Here is an 18,228-nt window from a genome sequence, read left to right on the forward strand (position 1 = left end):
TTTCCTCAGAATCTTTTTTGACTATCCCTGTGGGTGTTACACTTCAATTTCTACCGTATCGCCCTTATCTTGCAGCCAGTTACGGCGATCTTCCGAACGCTTCTTCGCTAGAAGCATGTCCATCATAGAGAAGGTTTCCTGGTAGTTTTCATCATCGATAGTCAACTGCACCAGACGACGGGTATTCGGGTCTAATGTTGTTTCACGCAGTTGCATGGGATTCATCTCACCCAATCCTTTAAAGCGCTGTACGTTAGGCTTACCCCGTTTGCGGCTGAGACGATCCAACACCGCACTTTTTTCCTCTTCATCCAGTGCGTAATACACTTCTTTACCTAGATCAATACGATATAGAGGCGGCATTGCCATATAAACATGGCCGTTCTTAACCAATGTTGGGAAATGACGGACAAACAGGGCACACAATAGCGTCGCAATATGCAAGCCATCTGAGTCTGCATCCGCCAGAATACAGATTTTGCCATAACGTAACTGACTGAGATCGTGGCTATCCGGGTCAATACCAATCGCGACAGAGATATCATGGACTTCCTGTGATGCCAACACTTCATCTGAAGAAACTTCCCAAGTATTCAGAATCTTCCCTTTCAGCGGCATAATGGCTTGATATTCACGGTCACGCGCCTGTTTTGCCGATCCCCCCGCAGAATCGCCTTCCACCAGAAACAGTTCGGTAAAATTGAGATCCTGTGATGTGCAGTCAGCCAGTTTTCCCGGTAATGCCGGGCCACTGGTCAGTTTTTTACGCACAACCTTTTTCGCTGCACGCATTCTACGTTGTGCACTAGCGATCGCCAGTTCAGCCAACTGCTCCGCTTCCTGAACGTTCTGGTTTAACCATAAGCTGAAAGCATCTTTGACAACACCAGAAACAAAAGCGGCAGATTGGCGCGAAGAGAGGCGTTCTTTCGTCTGACCAGCAAATTGCGGGTCCTGCATTTTTACCGACAGAACATAAGCACAGCGATCCCAGATATCATCAGCAGAAAGTTTCACACCACGCGGCAGAATATTGCGGAATTCGCAAAATTCACGCATCGCATCCAGCAATCCCTGACGTAGCCCGTTTACATGTGTTCCCCCCTGCATCGTCGGGATGAGGTTGACATAACTTTCAGCCAGTAGCTCTCCCCCTTCCGGCAACCAGAGTAACGCCCAGTCAACCGCTTCGGTTGCACCACTGAAAGTACCGACAAAAGGCGCTGCCGGCAATGTTGTCAGGCCATTAACCGCAGCCATCAAATAGTCGGTCAGACCATCGGCATAACACCATTTCTGTTCGGTACCGTTGATCTTGTCTTTAAAAACAATTTCCACTCCCGGACATAAAACGGCTTTCGCTTTCAGCAAATGGGTCAAGCGGGAAACAGAGAAACGAGGGCTATCAAAGAAACTTTCGTCAGGCCAGAAGTGAACACCAGTACCGGTGTTGCGTTTACCACAACTTCCTATTACTGTCAGCTCCTGCACTTTATCGCCATTCTCAAAAGCAATCTGATAAATCTGACTGTCACGGCGAACGGTGACCTCAATCCGCTTGGACAAAGCGTTAACCACCGAGATCCCCACACCGTGGAGACCACCAGAAAACTGATAGTTTTTATTCGAAAATTTACCACCGGCATGTAAGCGGCTCAGGATCAACTCAACCGCTGAAACGCCTTCTTCTGGATGAATATCAACCGGCATGCCGCGGCCATCATCAATGACCTCCAGTGACTGATCGCTATGAAGGATCACTTCAATATGTTTAGCGTGACCTGCCAAAGCTTCATCCACGCTGTTATCGATCACTTCCTGTGCCAAATGGTTCGGACGCGTTGTATCAGTGTACATTCCCGGACGACGGCGAACCGGTTCCAGACCACTGAGAACTTCAATGGCATCTGCGTTGTAACTAGATTGAGTCATGTTGTAATTCTGTTGGTTGCTTCTTGATTAAAGGGCTAATCAGTTTTGTATACTGTTGATAATAACAGTCGTTCAAACATTTTTGGCAAGTTTTTTCTCGCCATCACTAGAAAGCCCAAGAAAGTTGATGATTTGTGGGAAATAGTGTTCAAATCCGATAAAGGCATGATTACCACCAGATTCAATAGTTTGCTTACATAATACCAGATAAGCAACCGCTTGGCGGTAATCCAGCACCTCATCCCCGGTTTGTTGCAATAACCAGATAAGATCCGGTGACTCCAATGGTTCAATCCGCATGCTTTTGAGATCATGAATATGGCGCGGTTCCAACGTATATCGTTGGTTAGTATAGGGGTTAATATTTTCCCCAAGATAATCCCGCAGTAATTCAAACGGACGCACGGCTGGATTGACAACCACAGCGGGCAAGCTGAAACATTGTGAAAGCCATATCGCCAAATAACCACCCAGAGAAGAGCCAACGATACCCAAATCATCCCCGGCATGCTCCATCACCAGATTTTCTAGTAGCTCAGCCGCTTCTTCAGGATAAGGGGGTAACTGAGGCACCAGCATGTCAATTTCAGGATGATGCTGATGCAGCCACACTTTTAAGGCATTGGCTTTTGCAGACTGCGGGGAACTATTAAAACCGTGCAAATAGAGTAACGTTGACATCAGGCCGTGCCCCTCAATTGTGCATAAATACCACCGGCCACTATGCTCCTGTGCGACACGCCACAGACGGTGAGGCTTGGCAAATCCAATAAACAGAGAGTAACACACCAACACAAGGAGACAAACACAACCTAATATCCATCCGAATCTAAATCAGGGCAGAACTCATTACTGTCCAGTCTGTAGACCTGAGTTGTCAAACCAAATTCGCCATTATCGGCAACAGACAATTCGAGATAACGCCATCCCGGAGCAACAGTATCAAGCATAAAATTGGTACAATGTGGTTTGAATTGCACACATGTTGATGGTGTCGCCATCATACGGATGCCATTCCAATCCAGATCCATCTCCTGATGTATATGCCCACAAAGCATCGCCTTAACCCGTGAATAACTTTGCAGATACTGGGCCAGAATATGTGAATTGCGCAAACTATGCTGATCCAGCCAGGTACAACCTGATGGTAATGGATGATGATGCAGCAGGATCACCGCATAACGTTCAGGGTACCTATCCAGGCACTTTTTCATCCATTCAAGCTGATATTCCGACAACTCCCCGTAGGGAACGCCCTGCACCTGACTATCAAGCATCAAAAGTTGCCAGTGCTTACCGACTAAAATCTGTTTCGACGGAGAAACACCAGCCGCCGCCAAGGCATCCACCATCGCAGGCTGATAATCATGATTGCCGGGCAACCAGACACAAGGTGCCGCTAAACGGGCAATACCATCAGCAAAATGTCGATAAGCTTCCAACGACTGATCCTGCACCAAATCACCTGTCGCTACGATTAAATCAATATCAGCATTTTGTGTGAGGATGGCATCCAGCACCGCTTGGTAACTGCGATAAGTACTGATACCCAATAAAGTATCTTCTTTACTGGCAAAAAGATGCGTATCTGTTATTTGCAATATTTTGGCTGTGGCTCCCTTTACCACAGGCAGTTCAAACTGGCTTTCCAAATGGTTTCCTTGTCCTATAAGTCATTGGCGAGCATCATAACTCGTTTTAACGCAAGAGATCTGCTGACTGGCACACACTTCCCTTTTCTCGGTTAAAAATTAGGAATTATCTGGATTCCATTCTTTTTTTAACTTTTCATGGTGTAATGCCAGCCATTGTATCGCAATAACTGAAGCAGCATTATCAATAATTCCCGCTTCCATCCAATGATAAGCTTGTTCACGACTTACCACATGCACCCGAATATCCTCATGTTCACCAGATAATCCATGAATACCAGTTGCTGTCGTGGCATCCACTTCCCCCACCATCACAGAGATACGTTCTGTTGTTCCTCCGGGGCTGGAGAGATAACTCAACACCGGTTTGCAACGTTTAACTTCGATTCCTGCCTCTTCCATTGTTTCGCGGCGCACCACCTGTTCCACCTCTTCGCCCTCTTCAATCATACCGGCAACAATTTCCAGTAACCACGGCGTTGCTTTCGTCTCTATTGCCGGAATACGTATCTGCTCTATCAATACAACCTCATCACGACGTGGATCATAAGGCAACAATGCACCGGCATGGCCCCGTTCGAAAACTTCACGGCTAATCTCTTCACTCCAACCACCGGCAAACAGGCGGTGACGGAAACGGTAATTTGTCAGTTTAAAGAATCCATTGTATAAACTTTTTTTCGCAATGATTTCTACATCTTGCTTATCCAATATGACTGGTGTTAACGGTGTCTTATTCATAAAATTCTCCTAAATAGTTCCTTACTTGCTAGCCACTAAGATGATATTAATCAAGCAGAGTTAAAAAATTCACTCTTTGATGGTGTAAAGTTAAGCTAAATTAAGGCAATATGGCACAAACGGCTACCTTTCACTGATAGCATACTCTGCTAGAATCAGTAACATTTCGTTTTTCACCAAGGCAACGTAAGAGTCTATCCCAATAGGCGTAATGGGTGCAGGCCGTTCTCGTAAATGAAAAGTGAACACGGGCAGCACGCAGCACCCGGAGAATTCACTCTTTATCATAAGCATGGCAAATGAAATAGCCTAATGGGATAGACAACGAGCAAAATAGCTGTGCAATCAAGGAATTACAATGAAGAAACTGCTCTCCATTTTTATCGCTATGAGCCTGACTGGATTGAGTTCGATGAGTCAAGCTGAAGATCTTTTGCAAGTTTATAAGCAAGCAAAAGAGAGTAACCCTGAACTACGTAAATCAATGGCTGAACGTAATAAAGCTTTTGAAAAAATTAATGAATCCCGTAGCCCATTATTACCTCAGTTGGAATTAAATACCGGATACTCCTATAACAGTGGTTACCGCGATCAACGTGACACAGAAAGCAATACATTGAATGCAAAGCTTGGTTTGACTCAAACCATTTTTGATATGTCTAAATGGCGCCTATTGAACTTAGAAGAAAAAACGGCAGGTATTGCTGATGTTACCTATCAAAGCAGTGAACAAAAACTGATCTTGGATAGTGCAACAGCTTATTTCAAAGTACTGCGTACCATTGATACACTCTCCTACATTGAAGCTCAGAAAGCGGCCATTTACCGCCAGTTGGATCAAACGACTCAACGTTTTAATGTCGGTCTGGTTGCAATTACTGATGTCCAGAACGCCCGAGCTAATTACGATGATGTACTCGCTCAGGAAGTTGCCAGCCGTAATGAGCTGGACAATGCATTGGAAGCCCTGCGTCAGGTCACGGGTATTTATTACCCTCGGTTAGCCTCACTAAATATTGATCATTTCAAAACACAGAAGCCAGAAGTGGTGGATATTCTGCTGAAAGAGGCAGAGAAACGTAATTTAAGTCTATTATCTGCCCGTTTAAGTCAGGACTTAGCTCGTGAGCAAATCAAAGCAGCCCAAACCGGTCATATGCCAACTATTGATTTAGGCGCATCTACCAATGTTTCAAACAGCCAGAATCATGCACCAGGCAGATCAAACAACTATAGCGGTGAAAACAGCGTCGGCCTGACACTTCGTCTGCCAATTTATAGCGGCGGCGCCACCAGTTCCCGCGTTGAACAGGCACAATATGGTTTTGTCAGCGCCAGCGAACAATTAGAGAGCACCTACCGCAATGTTGTACAGACTGTCCGTTCTTCCTTTAACAACATATCTGCTTCCATCAGCAGTATCGACGCCTATAAACAGCTTGTTGTTTCGGCGCAAAGCTCACTCGACGCAATGGAAGCGGGTTATCAAGTTGGCACACGTACCATTGTTGATGTACTGAATGCCACGACCAAGTTGTACGAGGCCAAACAGAAGCTATCCAATGCTCGCTATGATTATCTGATTAATCAACTGAATATTCAGCATGCACTGGGTACGCTCAATGAGAAGGATTTAGTTGCTCTGAATAATTCGCTAGGTAAACAGCTCTCGACTTCCGCTAACAGCATTGTTCAGGAAACAGGAACCCCGGTAACATCTGCTCGTAACTGATTCAGTTATTCACTTTCACTAATTAACGGCCCGCCATAAAGCGGGCTGTTTTATTTCCAACCAACAACAATTTACTCCGAAAGAAAACCCAATATTTATCTTAATGTAGAAAATATATAACTCAGAAAAACCCTTCAAATGGATTCCAACTCTGGCTATTCATATTTTCTTTCAAATAATAAGCATAGTTAGCAGTAGTACCCCATATTACCGCAAAAGCACTGTTAATCCCTATGCCAGCAGCGGGAGGAATCTCAATATTCAGAATGCTTTCAATAACCCCCAATAGCATAATCATGACAACAGCAATACCGAATAAAATCAGATTTTTCCGCCATAATCCTAGAACAAAGAAGTAAATGAAACCAAAAAAGAAGGCAATAAAGTTCATGTTCAACAACATACGACGGATAGAGGGTTCTGCTTTCATGGCAGCTTTATGCTCAGGCGTTTTAGGAGCACCATTTTTTTCAAAGAATGCAAAACGCGTCTGCCACTTTTCTGGATATTGAATTTTATCCATGCTACTTAATTCCTTAATTAAAATAGAAAATACAACACCAATAATATAAGTTATTAATTTAAGATTATATTCCTAAGATTATTTGCTGGAGATGTAAAATAGACAATATAATTAGTAGATTCACTTACATTATCATGTTACATATTCAATCACCGGAATTCATGGTGTTCGGATTAATACCATAAAATATCAATTACAACACTGTTTTTCTAAAAAATAGCGGTTTTTCAGCATCAAAACCAGATTAAACGGAATACCAGATAATCAATATCCAGCAACCTCTTTGTCAGACAAAGAAATCAGGCTAACAATTCGAAGGTTTATGCTTTAATTTTGTTCATATTTCCCCTATCCTTAAAGCTATTTCATAAAGAATCATAGACATCTAAAATCTGGGTATACGACGATGACAATAAAGCGGACCAAAAATATTAATCACGACACATTCCGTAAGGCTTGGCGCAACTATCGCCTTGCTCCTGTGGCAATCGCTGTCAGTGCGGTTTTCATGTTATCTGCCTGTGAACAGAGTGATGAAACCGTCTCTCTTTACATGAATGCAGATGACTGTTCTCAGACAAACCCATCACAAAGTGAACAATGTAAGCTGACTTACAACAACGCTTTGAAAGAAGCGGAAAAAACAGCGCCTAAATATGCGACCAAAGAAGACTGTATCGCTGAGTTTGGTGAAGCACAATGTACTCAAGCTCCGGCACAGGCGGGCCTTGGCAGCATATCTACCACGGATGGCTCCAGCACAGCTGCGAATAGCAATGCACAAGCCCAACCGCAGCAAAGTGGCAGTTTCTGGATGCCTCTGATGGCCGGTTTTATGATGGGGCGTCTGATGGGCGGTGGCGCAGCGCCATCACAACCGCTGTTTAGCTCCAAATCTGCCACCAGCCCGGCAAACGGTAAATTTGTTGATGCGACAGGTAAAAGCTATGGCCCTGCTACTGCCGGTGGCCGTTCCATGACAGTACCTAAAACCGCTATGGCACCAAAACCCGCCACGACAACAACCATCACCCGTGGCGGCTTCGGTGACTCTGTTGCAAAACAGTCAACCATGCAACGTAGTTCCTCTTCTGGTTCCACTTCACGTTCAATGGGGGGCTAATCGCGGATGAAACGCATTGCGATTACTGAACGCCCAGACTGGCACGAGAAAGCAACAGAATATGGCTTTAATTTTCACACCATGCATGGTGAACCATACTGGTGTGAAGAGGCTTATTACCAGTTTTCTCTTGCCCAAATTGAAGAAATCGAAGCTACCACCGCTGAACTACATCAAATGTGTTTGCAGGTAGTCGAGAAAGTCGTCGATAGTGAAGAATTGCTGACTAAATTTCAGATCCCAAAACATTGTTGGGATTTTGTCCGTAGTTCCTGGATTACCAGCCAGCCGTCACTCTATTCCCGTTTGGATTTAGTTTACGATGGCAAAAGCCCGGCAAAATTGTTGGAAAATAATGCTGATACACCCACTTCGCTGTATGAGTCCGCTTTTTTCCAATGGATCTGGTTAGAAGATCAGATGAATGCCGGGTTATTGCCAACACATGCCGATCAATTCAACAGCATGCAAGAGCAATTGATTGAACGCTTTGCTCAATTGCGTGATGAACATGGCTTTGGCTTACTGCACATGGTTTGCTGTCAAGATACGGAAGAAGATCGCGGTACCGTTCAATACTTGCAAGATTGTGCGCTGGAAGCCGGTGTTCCAACCGAGTTCTTATTTATTGAAGATATCGGTCTGGGGGAAAAAGGGCAGTTTACTGATCTAAAAGACCAGGTGATCAGCAATCTGTTCAAACTCTACCCTTGGGAATTGATGTTCCGTGAGATTTTCGCTACCAAATTAGAAGATGCTGGCGTTCGTTGGTTAGAGCCCGCCTGGAAAAGTATTATTTCCAACAAAGCATTGTTACCGATGTTGTGGAAGATGTTTCCAAATCATCCAAACCTGCTACCCGCTTATTTTGCCGATGATAATTATCCGGCAATGGATAGCTATGTTATTAAGCCGCTGTTCTCACGGGAAGGGGCTAATATCCGTATTATTGAAAAGGGCAAGGAAATTGCCAGTGTTGATGGCCCTTACGGAAAAGAAGGTATGATCGTTCAGCAATTTCATACACTGCCAAAATTCGGTGACAATTATACGCTAATTGGTAGTTGGCTGGTAAATGATCAGCCTTGCGGTATTGGTTTGCGGGAAGACAGTGAACTCATAACTCAGGATTTATCTCGCTTCTATCCACATATTATTTTGGATTAATTACTCACCAAGGAGGAATTAAAGCAGGTTGCCACAACGCCAAAGATTCCTCCTTCAACAATCCGATAAAAACGTTGTATTCTTATAAACTTATATACCCTATAGATTAATCTACCTCTATCAATGTCAACCTTATTCGTCATTTTTAAATATCTCTGTACATCGATATGGGCTTTCAGCTTAACCCAACTTGAAAGCCCCAATTCACGGGCAATTACCCCCTGAGCATCACTCAACCGACTGTGCTGTTGAATGAATTCCTCTTATGTCAAATGCGGATAATAACGACAAGAACGTTCAATTCAACCAACCTGCACAGACAACATACTCAGCGAACCAGACTCAATACCATCTACAGGAATAGAAACCACTTCTTTTCTATCCCACGTTCCCATGATATACAGCAACGGTAAAAAGTGTTCAGGAGATGGGTTCGATAATAGGCCATCTTCTCTGTCCAGTGCATGAATCAAAGGATAAGGTTGCTCATAACTGGTAAGGTTATCACGCACATAATGGTTAAATGATTCCGCCCACGGGTATGGTTCCGCATTAGGTTCCTGCCGTTTCATGGTACGAAGATTGTGTACCACATTACCACTCCCTAGAATCAAAACACCTTCATCTCGTAATGCAGCCAGCTTTTTCCCTAATTCATAGTGGTACGTCGCTGGCTTGACGTCATCTATACTCAGTTGAATCACGGGAATATTGGCCTGAGGATACATTTTAACCAGAATACCCCAAGTCCCGTGATCCAATCCCCACTGATGATGATCGGCATAAACCTCCACAGGTTCCAACATCTCCTGCACTAAAGCCGCCAGTTCAGGTGAACCCTTCGCCGGATACCGAGTTTCATACAATTCCTGTGGAAAACCACGAAAATCATGAATAGTCTTCGGCTGTGTCATGGCTGTTACCAATGTGCCATTGGTATACCAATGAGCAGAAATCGCCAGAATCACTCTGGGTACAGGCAGTCTTTCACCAAGTTCACGCCACACATTGGTATAGCGATTTTCTTCCAGTACATTCATTGGGCTGCCATGACCAATAAACAGTGCCGGCATTCTGGAAATATTCATAACAACCTCTCACACCAAATATAGGTAATTTTAATACTTGCAGCGAGGTTACGCCTCCCAGGGTAAGCAAAATAGTGGGCTAAAGGTGATGGAGTTTTTCAAAAAAACTGAAAAGCCACAGTTTATGCAAACTGTGACTTTAAAAAATGCATGCGTTATAACTGATATTTCATCCGGTTATCAAACAATTAGGTTTCAGCTTGCTTTTTGCTCTATTGCTTGGCGATAAATCACCAGATCCTCAATAGTGACTACCGGCATATTATGCAGTTTCGCAAATTGCACTACCTCCGGGGTACGCGCCATTGAACCGTCATCATTGGTTAATTCGCACAATACACCTGCGGGTTTAAAACCGGCCAAACAGACTAAATCAATTGTTGCCTCAGTATGCCCTTGACGAACCAACACGCCACCAGGTTGAGCACGCAGTGGAAAAACATGTCCCGGTCGATTCAAGTCACTTGGTTTTGCATTATCAGCAATCGCTGCACGAATGGTTGTGATACGGTCAGCCGCAGAAACCCCCGTCGTCACCCCTTGTGCAGCCTCAATGGTTACAGTGAATGCAGTCTGAAATGGGCTAGTGTTATTTTCTACCATCATGGGCAATTGTAATTGCTGGCGGCGTTCTTCTGTCAGACATAAGCAGACAATACCACTGCCATGACGGATAGTCAGTGCCATTTGCTCTACAGTCATAGTTTCGGCCGCAAAGATAATATCACCTTCATTTTCACGATCTTCATTATCCAGCACCATCACCCCCTTTCCATCACGCAAAGCATTAATGGCGTGTTCAACACGTTCTGATGATGTGCCATATTCAGAAAGTAGCGTCTGATTCATGGTAAAGAAACCTCATTAAAATTTATGGATTACCAGAATCAGGGCGGTCTTGAGGAGTTCTCGCTATGGCACAATATTTCGTAACACAATATTTCGTAATAAATATTTCATAACATAATATTTATTACACAATATTAAATACCATAGCCGGAACAACAGACGAGCACAGAGCCCGACAGATGCCGTTATTCTCTCCCATCCGGACTATCACCGTCGGCTCCAGAATTACACTGGATCTGCTGACCTCCGTTTTATCATAAAGATAACCACAAACGGAGCGCTCGCGGGCTTCACCATGCCACCAGAAAGATGGACTGATGTTTTACCGCCGGTGGGGACTTTCACCCCGCCCTGAGATAAGCCAGTGAACTATAACGCTAATATTTGCCGGCGGCAATCAACAAAATCAAATGTGAAACCTAGCTCACAATGGCTTGTGGTTTTACTATCTGGTATTACACTATTCAGAAATTATTTATGTCATAAAAAGGATGCATCATGCTCGATCCCAAAAAAATTGAACAAATTGCCCGCCAGATCCAAGATTCTTTACCAAAGGGGGTTAAAGAGTTTGGTGGTGATGTAGAGAAAAAATTACGGATGATTTTGCAATCCCAACTTGGCAAGCTTGACTTAGTGAATCGTGAAGAATTTGATATTCAAACTCAGGTTCTGTTACGTACTCGTGAAAAATTGACCGCGATGGAACAGCGTTTAAGTGAATTGGAAGCGAAGTTTGAAAATAAGTATGTTCCATCTGCTGATAACACGGCAAAAGAAGAAGAATAATTACTTTACATAAAAATAACCGCAATAATGAGCAGATATCGTATTCTGCTCATTACCACATCCACACTTAATTAGAGATTAAATGCTTTTCTTTACCGTAATGCTCAGAACGTGGACCATAAAGCAAACTATGGCTACCACCGGCTGTCAGTAAGCGGCTACTTGTAATACCGGCAATTTCATGACCTCTATCCATAATGGTATTAGCTATCTGTGAAACTACGGCAGATACCAACATGCCAATAAGATTATTCGAACTATTTTGATTTTCAGTTGATGAAGCAGTAGTCCAACCATGCCACAATTGCTTACCACTACGCAAATCCACCAACCTCGCTGAAGCCGTTACACGAGTATCGCTGTTAATAATCTGATATTGCGTACCATATTCTTCAATATCCAAATAGAGCGCGGAATCTGCCCCAAAAATATCATGCAATTTTTTGTAACTGATCTTCTGAACATCCTGTGCCGCTGTCACGCCATTTTGCTGAAATGTCTCTTCCACAACAGCAACCGGAAAAACGTAATAGCCAGATTCCGCCAATGGATATGTCACATGAGAAATCAGGCTATGCCCTGCTTTAACTTCCAGAGATTTGTTTACCGCCGGCAGAACCAGAATAGATTTAGGTTTGCTTTCTCTAAATGCAGTGTAATCATAAGGGACAGATTTACTACATCCTGTCAGCACAAATGCCGCCAATAGACTTAATGCGACGAGAATACGGTTCATTGCATAGTTCCTTTATTTTTACTTAATAGAAAATCCATAAATGGCGCTGACTCAGGAAATAATTTTTTCTCTATTTCAAACTGATGGAATGCTTCTGAAACACGACCTGTTTTGCTATAAAGCAGACCAATCTGAGCATGCAACCCAGGCGGTACAGACTTATCTTTCGCTTTCGCTCTTTCAATCACCTGCTGCAAAGCCTGTAACTGCTCTTCAAACCCCATCTTATCCTGCTGATAATATTGATAAATTGTAGGTTGGTATTTATCCCACTCATAAATTGTTTTTGGCTGCGTGACGCAACCCGCTAAGGCCATAGCTGCCAGCAATAAGCCCGCTTTTTTCATTAATATCATGAATATATATCCCTATATTTCTTAATTAGATGGCTTCCATGCACCGGTTTCAACACTTTCAACCAGACGGTTTACTGCTTCACGAATAGCCAGATCCAATACTTTACCATTCAGTGTGGAATCATAGCTGGCGGTACCACCAAAGCCGATAATTTCACGGTTGGATAATTTATATTCTCCTGCACCAGCCACAGAGAAAACCACTTCGGAAGTTTCTACATTCACCACATTCAACATGACTTTAGAATAAGCCACCTGTGATTTACCGCGCCCTAACAGCCCCCATAACTGATGATCACCCACTTCTTTGCGGCCAAATTCAGTCACATCACCGGTAATAACGTAAGCAGCACCTTTCAACTTCTGCGATTTACCTTGTAAACCCGCTTCTGCTTTCAGTTCCGCCATATTAGTACGTTCCAGCACCGTAAAGCGGCCAGTTTGCTGTAAGTGCGAGACTAAAATCGTTTTAGATTGATTACCAAGGCGATCAACTCCGTCGGAGAAAATGCCATTTTGATAGCTGGAACGGTTTTCAAACTTACCGATCGCAATTGGACTACGAACACCTTGATATACCGTATTATAAGAATTAACTTTTTGTACCTGGACGGTATTAGAAGATTCAGTTGTACACCCTGCTAATATTGCCGAAGCTAAACAAATTGAAGATAAAATCAACTTACCTTGCATAAGAACTTATTCCTGCGTAAAAAATTTATCCGTTTATCTACTAACTTTAAGATGTAAAAGTTATAGATAACATATTCCATTTAAAAATCGTTTACATCAGAAATCATTATGAATAAGCCGACGTTACGTGACCAGCATTTTATGCCTCAAAGATAGAAAACTATCTGTTACATCACACTTCTTCTGATTAATTCCCCACCCATTAGAGAATAAAATTATATTAACTTAAATTACAATCATAATATTTTAATTGTAATCATGTCGTTAATTAAATTATTCGCACCCGATATTACAAATATCTATATTATTCATGATTAAATATCACTCAATTATGCACAAATTAAATAAAAAATAGCCGGGAAGATTTCATATCTTGCCCGACTTTCATGCTAATAATATGATCAAATAAATAATTTACAGTGATCAATGCAGTAATATTTTCTGGCTATTTTCAATGATAAGCTAAAGCATTATTTACTGATTTTTAATCGCCTTGATGATATTGGTTGTTGAAATACCATCTTCAAAGTTCAACACTTTAACTTCTCCGCCCGCAGCCCAAACTTCTTCACTACCAGCAATTTCTTCCGGTTTATAATCGCCCCCTTTTACCAATACATCCGGCAAAACATCCGCAATCAATCGCTGTGGCGTATCCTCTTCAAACGGCACAACCCAATCCACAGCGCCCAGAGCAGATAACACAATCATTCGTTGCTCTAGTGGATTAACAGGACGGCTCTCACCTTTCAACCGTTTAGTTGATGCATCACTGTTAACAGCAACAATTAACCGATCACCCAGTCTACGGGCATTCTCCAGATAAGAGACATGACCTGCATGCAGAATATCAAAGCAGCCATTAGTCATCACGACCCTTTCACCACGTTGACGAGCATCAACAATAGCCTGTTTAAGCTGAAATTCGGTCATCACACCAAAACCTGTTTCAGCACGGCCACGGATAGCATTCTCCAGTTCAATCGGCGAAACGGTCGACGTTCCCAGTTTGCCAACGACAACCCCCGCAGCCGCATTCGCCAAGAAACAAGCTTCATTCAGTGGCTTTCCAGCCGCAATCGCCGTTGCTAACACGCCAATAACTGTATCGCCAGCACCCGTAACATCAAACACTTCTTGCGCCTGCGTAGGCAAATGCAGTGGTGGCTGATCAACACTCAGCAAACTCATTCCCTGTTCAGAACGGGTGATCAGTAATGCCTGAAGATCCAAATCCTTAACTAACCGAGTCCCCTTCTCAACCAACTCATTGTCATCTTTGCAGTGGCCCACGACCGCTTCAAATTCAGACAGATTTGGTGTTAACAAAGTTGCACCACGATAACGCTCAAAATCATTACCTTTCGGATCAATTAATACCGGGACTTTGGCCGCATTTGCCAGTTTGATCATTTCCTGAACCTGACTCAGTGCACCTTTGGCATAGTCAGATAGAACCAATGCTCCAATATGAGGTAACGCCTGTTCAATGCGCTCAAACATTGGCTGCGCATCGACGTTATCAAAACCCTCTTCAAAATCTAAGCGAATTAACTGCTGATTACGGGAAAGTACCCTCAGTTTAGTCACTGTCGGATGGGTTGGGACAGAAACAAAGTCACAGCGCACCTTAACGCTGCTCAGTTTCTCACACAGCGCATGTGCTGCGTCATCAATCCCAGTCAAACCGATTAAATGTGAATTTGCCCCAAGAGCAGCAATATTCATAGCAACGTTGGCAGCGCCTCCCGGACGCTCTTCAATGGTATTGACTTTTACTACAGGCACCGGCGCTTCCGGCGAAATCCGGCTGGTCGGCCCGTACCAGTAGCGATCTAACATAACATCACCGACGACTAAAACCTCTGCACAGTGAAAATCCGGGAGTGTCATTTTCATCCCTTGCTCCAAATATTAGATATCAAATTGGTGCCAAATATTATCATACGACCGTAAAATCCCTACACCAAACCGATAAACCCGTTATTGTTCACCCAACCACTGTTGCCAACTACGACGTACCCGTTCTTGCTGCTCACTGAAACAGTGGGTTGATACTCGACTGGAATGCGTCTGTAACGTCAGATGATGTAGTTCATCACGCATAGAAACGTAAGCCTGTGTTAATGCGACTGCCTCACCTTCATCCATAATTTCATAAGCCGCCATTAATTGAAAAATTCGCACATTATCCGACCAACGCACCAAACGCTCATTTTCAGCCGCGTAACGAAGCACCAAATATTGAGCGATAAATTCGATATCGGTGATCCCCCCCGGATCAGCTTTAATATCAAATTGATCTGAATGGTGACTGCCTAAATGTTGATGCATCTTTTCCCGCATTTCCCTTACCTGCTGACGCAACAAAGCAGGTTCTCGTTGCGTACATAACGTCTGATGGCGTATCCGCTCAAAATCCCGATGTAAGTTTTCATCACCAAATACCATACGAGCTCGTACCAACGCCTGATGTTCCCAAGTCCATGCTTGATTCTGCTGATAATCAGCAAACGCACCGATGGTACTGACTAACATACCTGATTCACCGGAAGGACGCAGACGGACATCCACGTCATACAACACACCAGAGGAGGTTCGAGCACTGAACAAGTGCATAATTCGTTGGGCAAGACGCAAGTAAAATTGCCAGGCATCAATCGATCGATCGCCATCGGTCATCACATCCATCGGGCAGTCAAGCAAGAAAACCAAATCAAGATCAGAACTATAACCCAACTCCCAGCCGCCCAATTTGCCATAACCAATCACAGCAAATCCTAATCCTTGCCGCTGACTCAGATGTGATGGAACACCATAACGTTTTGCCATTTGCCCCCACGCCTGTAAAACCACCGCTTCAATAATTGCTTCCGCCAGATAAGTGAGATGATCACTGACTTTCATCACCGGCAACACGCCAGTAATATCCTCCGCCGCAATCCTCAGTAATTGCGCCTGCTTAAACTGGCGGAGCGCCTCTAATTGCTGCTCTTCATCATCTTCAGGTATCCGCAACAAATATTGCCGCAATTCATCCTTGTAGGCATTCAGTGGCAAAGGCTCATACAGAAATTGTGGATCAAGCAGCTCATCCAGCAACAATGGATGAGCTGCAAGCTGAGCCGCAATCATCGGTGAAGCAGCACACAGCCGGATAACATGTGTCAGTACAGCTTCCGATTCAAGTATCAGTTCCAGGTAAGTTGTACGGCTGACAATACTTAACAACAGAGGGATAACCCGCTCTAACACTACGTTAACATCTTGATTGACATCTTGCCGCAAACAGACTTTTGCCAATAAACGTGGCATCAGATGGTCGAGCACATCACGCCCACGAGGTCCGATGGTTCTTTTACCCACATCATGGCGGAACACAGAAATAATATGCAATATCTGCTGTGCAATTTCTTCATCCAAGTGCGGAGCGAGTATGATTAACTCTTTTTTTTCGAGATCTTCCAGCCACAGACTTTTAAATGGTACATGGCCAGGTTCCTCTTCACTATTATCACTGTCATCACCAATTAATTGCGTAAAAATAGCCCGAACAGCACCCATCTTGCTGTTCAATTCAATTATTAGAGCGTCCCAACTTTCAAATCCCATGCCCCACGTCAGTCGTGAACGATTCAGCTCATCTTCTGGCAGAGTCTGAGTTTGTTGATCATTAATTGACTGTAAAAGATTTTCTAACCGCCGCAAAAAAAGGTAACCGTCAGCAAGTTGTTTCACCTGCAATGATTGCAAAAGCGCCAACTGCGCTATTATTTGAAGAGTTGGTAACAACGCCTGAGATTGCAAACACAGTTCACGTCCACCACGAATCAGTTGGAACACTTGGGTGATAAATTCAATTTCACGAATACCACCAGCACCCAGTTTGATATTGTCTTTCAAGCCACGGCGACGCACTTCCCGTTCAATCATGCCTTTCATATTTCTCAGGGATTGAATCACACTGAAATCAATGTAACGACGAAAGATAAATGGTCTCAACATCCGGCGTAACTCTTCACCATACGCTTGGTTGCCCGAACCCATAATCCGTGCTTTCACCATCGCATAACGTTCCCAATCACGCCCTTGCTCTTGATAGTAATCTTCCAGTGCAACAAAACTAAACACCAATGGGCCACTATCACCGAACGGGCGCAAGCGCATATCTACCCGATATACAAAACCATCCACAGTTTGCTGATCGAGCACTTTGATAAGACGCTGCCCTAAGCGGGTAAAAAACTGGGTGTTATCCATTTCACGTCGGCCACCTTGGGTAATGCCGTTTTCAGGATAGACAAAAATCAGATCAATATCAGAAGAGAAGTTCAACTCACCACCGCCCAGTTTTCCCATCCCGAGAATCAACAGCGGTTGTGGTTCTCCCCGCTCATTACAAGGCGTTCCCCAATCCTGACAACAACGCTGATACAACCAATCACGAGCCGCAATAATTAACGTTTCAGCCAACATACTAAGCTGTTGCAGTGTCTCCTGAGTCGTAATGCTATGTAACGCCTGCGACCAGGCTATTCTAACCAGAATCTTGTTACGGAACTGGCGTAAAACCCGCATGAGGGTATTTTCATCCTCTACTGATGAGAGTAATTGTTGCAGCCATTCAGCATATTGACGCCACTCCTGCGCTTTAGGTGGATGTTGGCGGATCTCAGCTAACCATTCAGGATGAGTTTGCAGGTTTTCAACAACAAAATTGCTCAGGGATAATATGGCCTGCTCATGAGCAGCAACAGGTTCAACGTTCAAAGTCAGTTGATGAAAATGTTCAGTCACACGCTGTAACTGGGCCAGAAGCGGAGTTGAAAGTGGCAACATAGAGAATT

The 18,228-nt window shown here is 43.8% G+C and carries 16 protein-coding genes and 1 riboswitch; of the genes, 4 read left to right on the forward strand and 12 right to left on the reverse strand.

Going from position 1 to position 18,228, the window contains the following annotated elements; genetic code table 11:
- Positions 1–36 precede the first annotated feature (36 nt).
- From parE to nudF, 4 genes are all read right to left on the reverse strand, one after another.
- Positions 37–1,932 carry a DNA topoisomerase IV subunit B gene (gene parE, locus SLS51_RS18115; RefSeq protein WP_323840030.1) on the reverse strand — a complete coding sequence of 632 codons (1,896 nt, stop codon included), beginning with the start codon at positions 1,930–1,932 and terminating at the stop codon, positions 37–39.
- Between the two features lie 72 nt (positions 1,933–2,004).
- Positions 2,005–2,613, reverse strand: a complete 609-nt coding sequence (yqiA, locus tag SLS51_RS18120; protein ID WP_323840031.1) for an esterase YqiA — start codon at positions 2,611–2,613, stop codon at positions 2,005–2,007.
- A gap of 131 nt (positions 2,614–2,744) precedes the next feature.
- Positions 2,745–3,584 carry a 3',5'-cyclic-AMP phosphodiesterase gene (gene cpdA / locus SLS51_RS18125; protein ID WP_323840032.1) on the reverse strand — a complete coding sequence of 280 codons (840 nt, stop codon included), beginning with the start codon at positions 3,582–3,584 and terminating at the stop codon, positions 2,745–2,747.
- Positions 3,585–3,683: 99 nt separating this feature from the next.
- The gene (nudF, locus tag SLS51_RS18130) at positions 3,684–4,325 is read right to left on the reverse strand and encodes an ADP-ribose diphosphatase (RefSeq protein ID WP_323840033.1); all 642 of its coding nucleotides are present in this window, start codon (positions 4,323–4,325) and stop codon (positions 3,684–3,686) included.
- A gap of 358 nt (positions 4,326–4,683) precedes the next feature.
- On the opposite strand from nudF, the gene tolC reads away from it, so the two are divergent.
- Positions 4,684–6,057: an outer membrane channel protein TolC gene (gene tolC / locus SLS51_RS18135; RefSeq protein WP_323840034.1), complete on the forward strand. Its 1,374-nt coding sequence runs from the start codon at positions 4,684–4,686 to the stop codon at positions 6,055–6,057.
- 121 nt (positions 6,058–6,178) lie between these two features.
- Here tolC and SLS51_RS18140 read toward each other — a convergent pair whose 3' ends face one another.
- Positions 6,179–6,580, reverse strand: coding sequence for a DUF2628 domain-containing protein (locus tag SLS51_RS18140; protein WP_323840035.1), 402 nt, complete (start codon positions 6,578–6,580; stop codon positions 6,179–6,181).
- A gap of 406 nt (positions 6,581–6,986) precedes the next feature.
- On the opposite strand from SLS51_RS18140, the gene SLS51_RS18145 reads away from it, so the two are divergent.
- Positions 6,987–7,703, forward strand: a complete 717-nt coding sequence (locus SLS51_RS18145; RefSeq protein ID WP_323840036.1) for a DUF1190 family protein — start codon at positions 6,987–6,989, stop codon at positions 7,701–7,703.
- Between the two features lie 6 nt (positions 7,704–7,709).
- Entirely contained in the window at positions 7,710–8,870 is a 1,161-nt protein-coding gene (locus SLS51_RS18150; protein ID WP_323840037.1) for a glutathionylspermidine synthase family protein, read from the forward strand.
- 302 nt (positions 8,871–9,172) lie between these two features.
- Here SLS51_RS18150 and ygiD read toward each other — a convergent pair whose 3' ends face one another.
- Both ygiD and ribB read right to left on the reverse strand, forming a co-directional pair.
- A complete protein-coding gene (ygiD, locus tag SLS51_RS18155; protein WP_323840038.1) occupies positions 9,173–9,958 on the reverse strand; it encodes a 4,5-DOPA-extradiol-dioxygenase in 786 nt (261 codons plus the stop codon).
- A gap of 195 nt (positions 9,959–10,153) precedes the next feature.
- Entirely contained in the window at positions 10,154–10,807 is a 654-nt protein-coding gene (ribB, locus tag SLS51_RS18160; protein WP_323840039.1) for a 3,4-dihydroxy-2-butanone-4-phosphate synthase, read from the reverse strand.
- 183 nt (positions 10,808–10,990) lie between these two features.
- Positions 10,991–11,169: riboswitch (FMN riboswitch) on the reverse strand.
- Positions 11,170–11,305: 136 nt separating this feature from the next.
- On the opposite strand from ribB, the gene ubiK reads away from it, so the two are divergent.
- Entirely contained in the window at positions 11,306–11,596 is a 291-nt protein-coding gene (gene ubiK, locus SLS51_RS18165) for a ubiquinone biosynthesis accessory factor UbiK (RefSeq protein WP_323840040.1), read from the forward strand.
- A gap of 67 nt (positions 11,597–11,663) precedes the next feature.
- On the opposite strand, the gene SLS51_RS18170 is transcribed toward ubiK, so the two are convergent.
- The 5 genes from SLS51_RS18170 to glnE form a co-directional block, all read right to left on the reverse strand.
- Positions 11,664–12,332, reverse strand: a complete 669-nt coding sequence (locus tag SLS51_RS18170) for a DUF799 domain-containing protein (RefSeq protein WP_323840041.1) — start codon at positions 12,330–12,332, stop codon at positions 11,664–11,666.
- Positions 12,329–12,688 carry a DUF4810 domain-containing protein gene (locus tag SLS51_RS18175; RefSeq protein WP_323840042.1) on the reverse strand — a complete coding sequence of 120 codons (360 nt, stop codon included), beginning with the start codon at positions 12,686–12,688 and terminating at the stop codon, positions 12,329–12,331. Before SLS51_RS18175 ends, SLS51_RS18170 begins: the two co-directional genes overlap by 4 nt.
- Positions 12,689–12,709: 21 nt before the next feature.
- The gene (locus tag SLS51_RS18180) at positions 12,710–13,381 is read right to left on the reverse strand and encodes a CsgG/HfaB family protein (protein WP_323840043.1); all 672 of its coding nucleotides are present in this window, start codon (positions 13,379–13,381) and stop codon (positions 12,710–12,712) included.
- A 474-nt stretch (positions 13,382–13,855) separates the two neighbouring features.
- A complete protein-coding gene (gene hldE, locus SLS51_RS18185) occupies positions 13,856–15,280 on the reverse strand; it encodes a bifunctional D-glycero-beta-D-manno-heptose-7-phosphate kinase/D-glycero-beta-D-manno-heptose 1-phosphate adenylyltransferase HldE (RefSeq protein ID WP_323840044.1) in 1,425 nt (474 codons plus the stop codon).
- A gap of 84 nt (positions 15,281–15,364) precedes the next feature.
- Complete coding sequence (glnE, locus tag SLS51_RS18190) at positions 15,365–18,220, reverse strand: bifunctional [glutamate--ammonia ligase]-adenylyl-L-tyrosine phosphorylase/[glutamate--ammonia-ligase] adenylyltransferase (RefSeq protein WP_323840045.1); 2,856 nt, start codon at positions 18,218–18,220, stop codon at positions 15,365–15,367.
- Between the last annotated feature and the right edge of the window lie 8 nt (positions 18,221–18,228).

Origin of the sequence: Photorhabdus africana, assembly GCF_035181445.1 — a bacterium.
GTDB lineage: Bacteria > Pseudomonadota > Gammaproteobacteria > Enterobacterales > Enterobacteriaceae > Photorhabdus > Photorhabdus laumondii.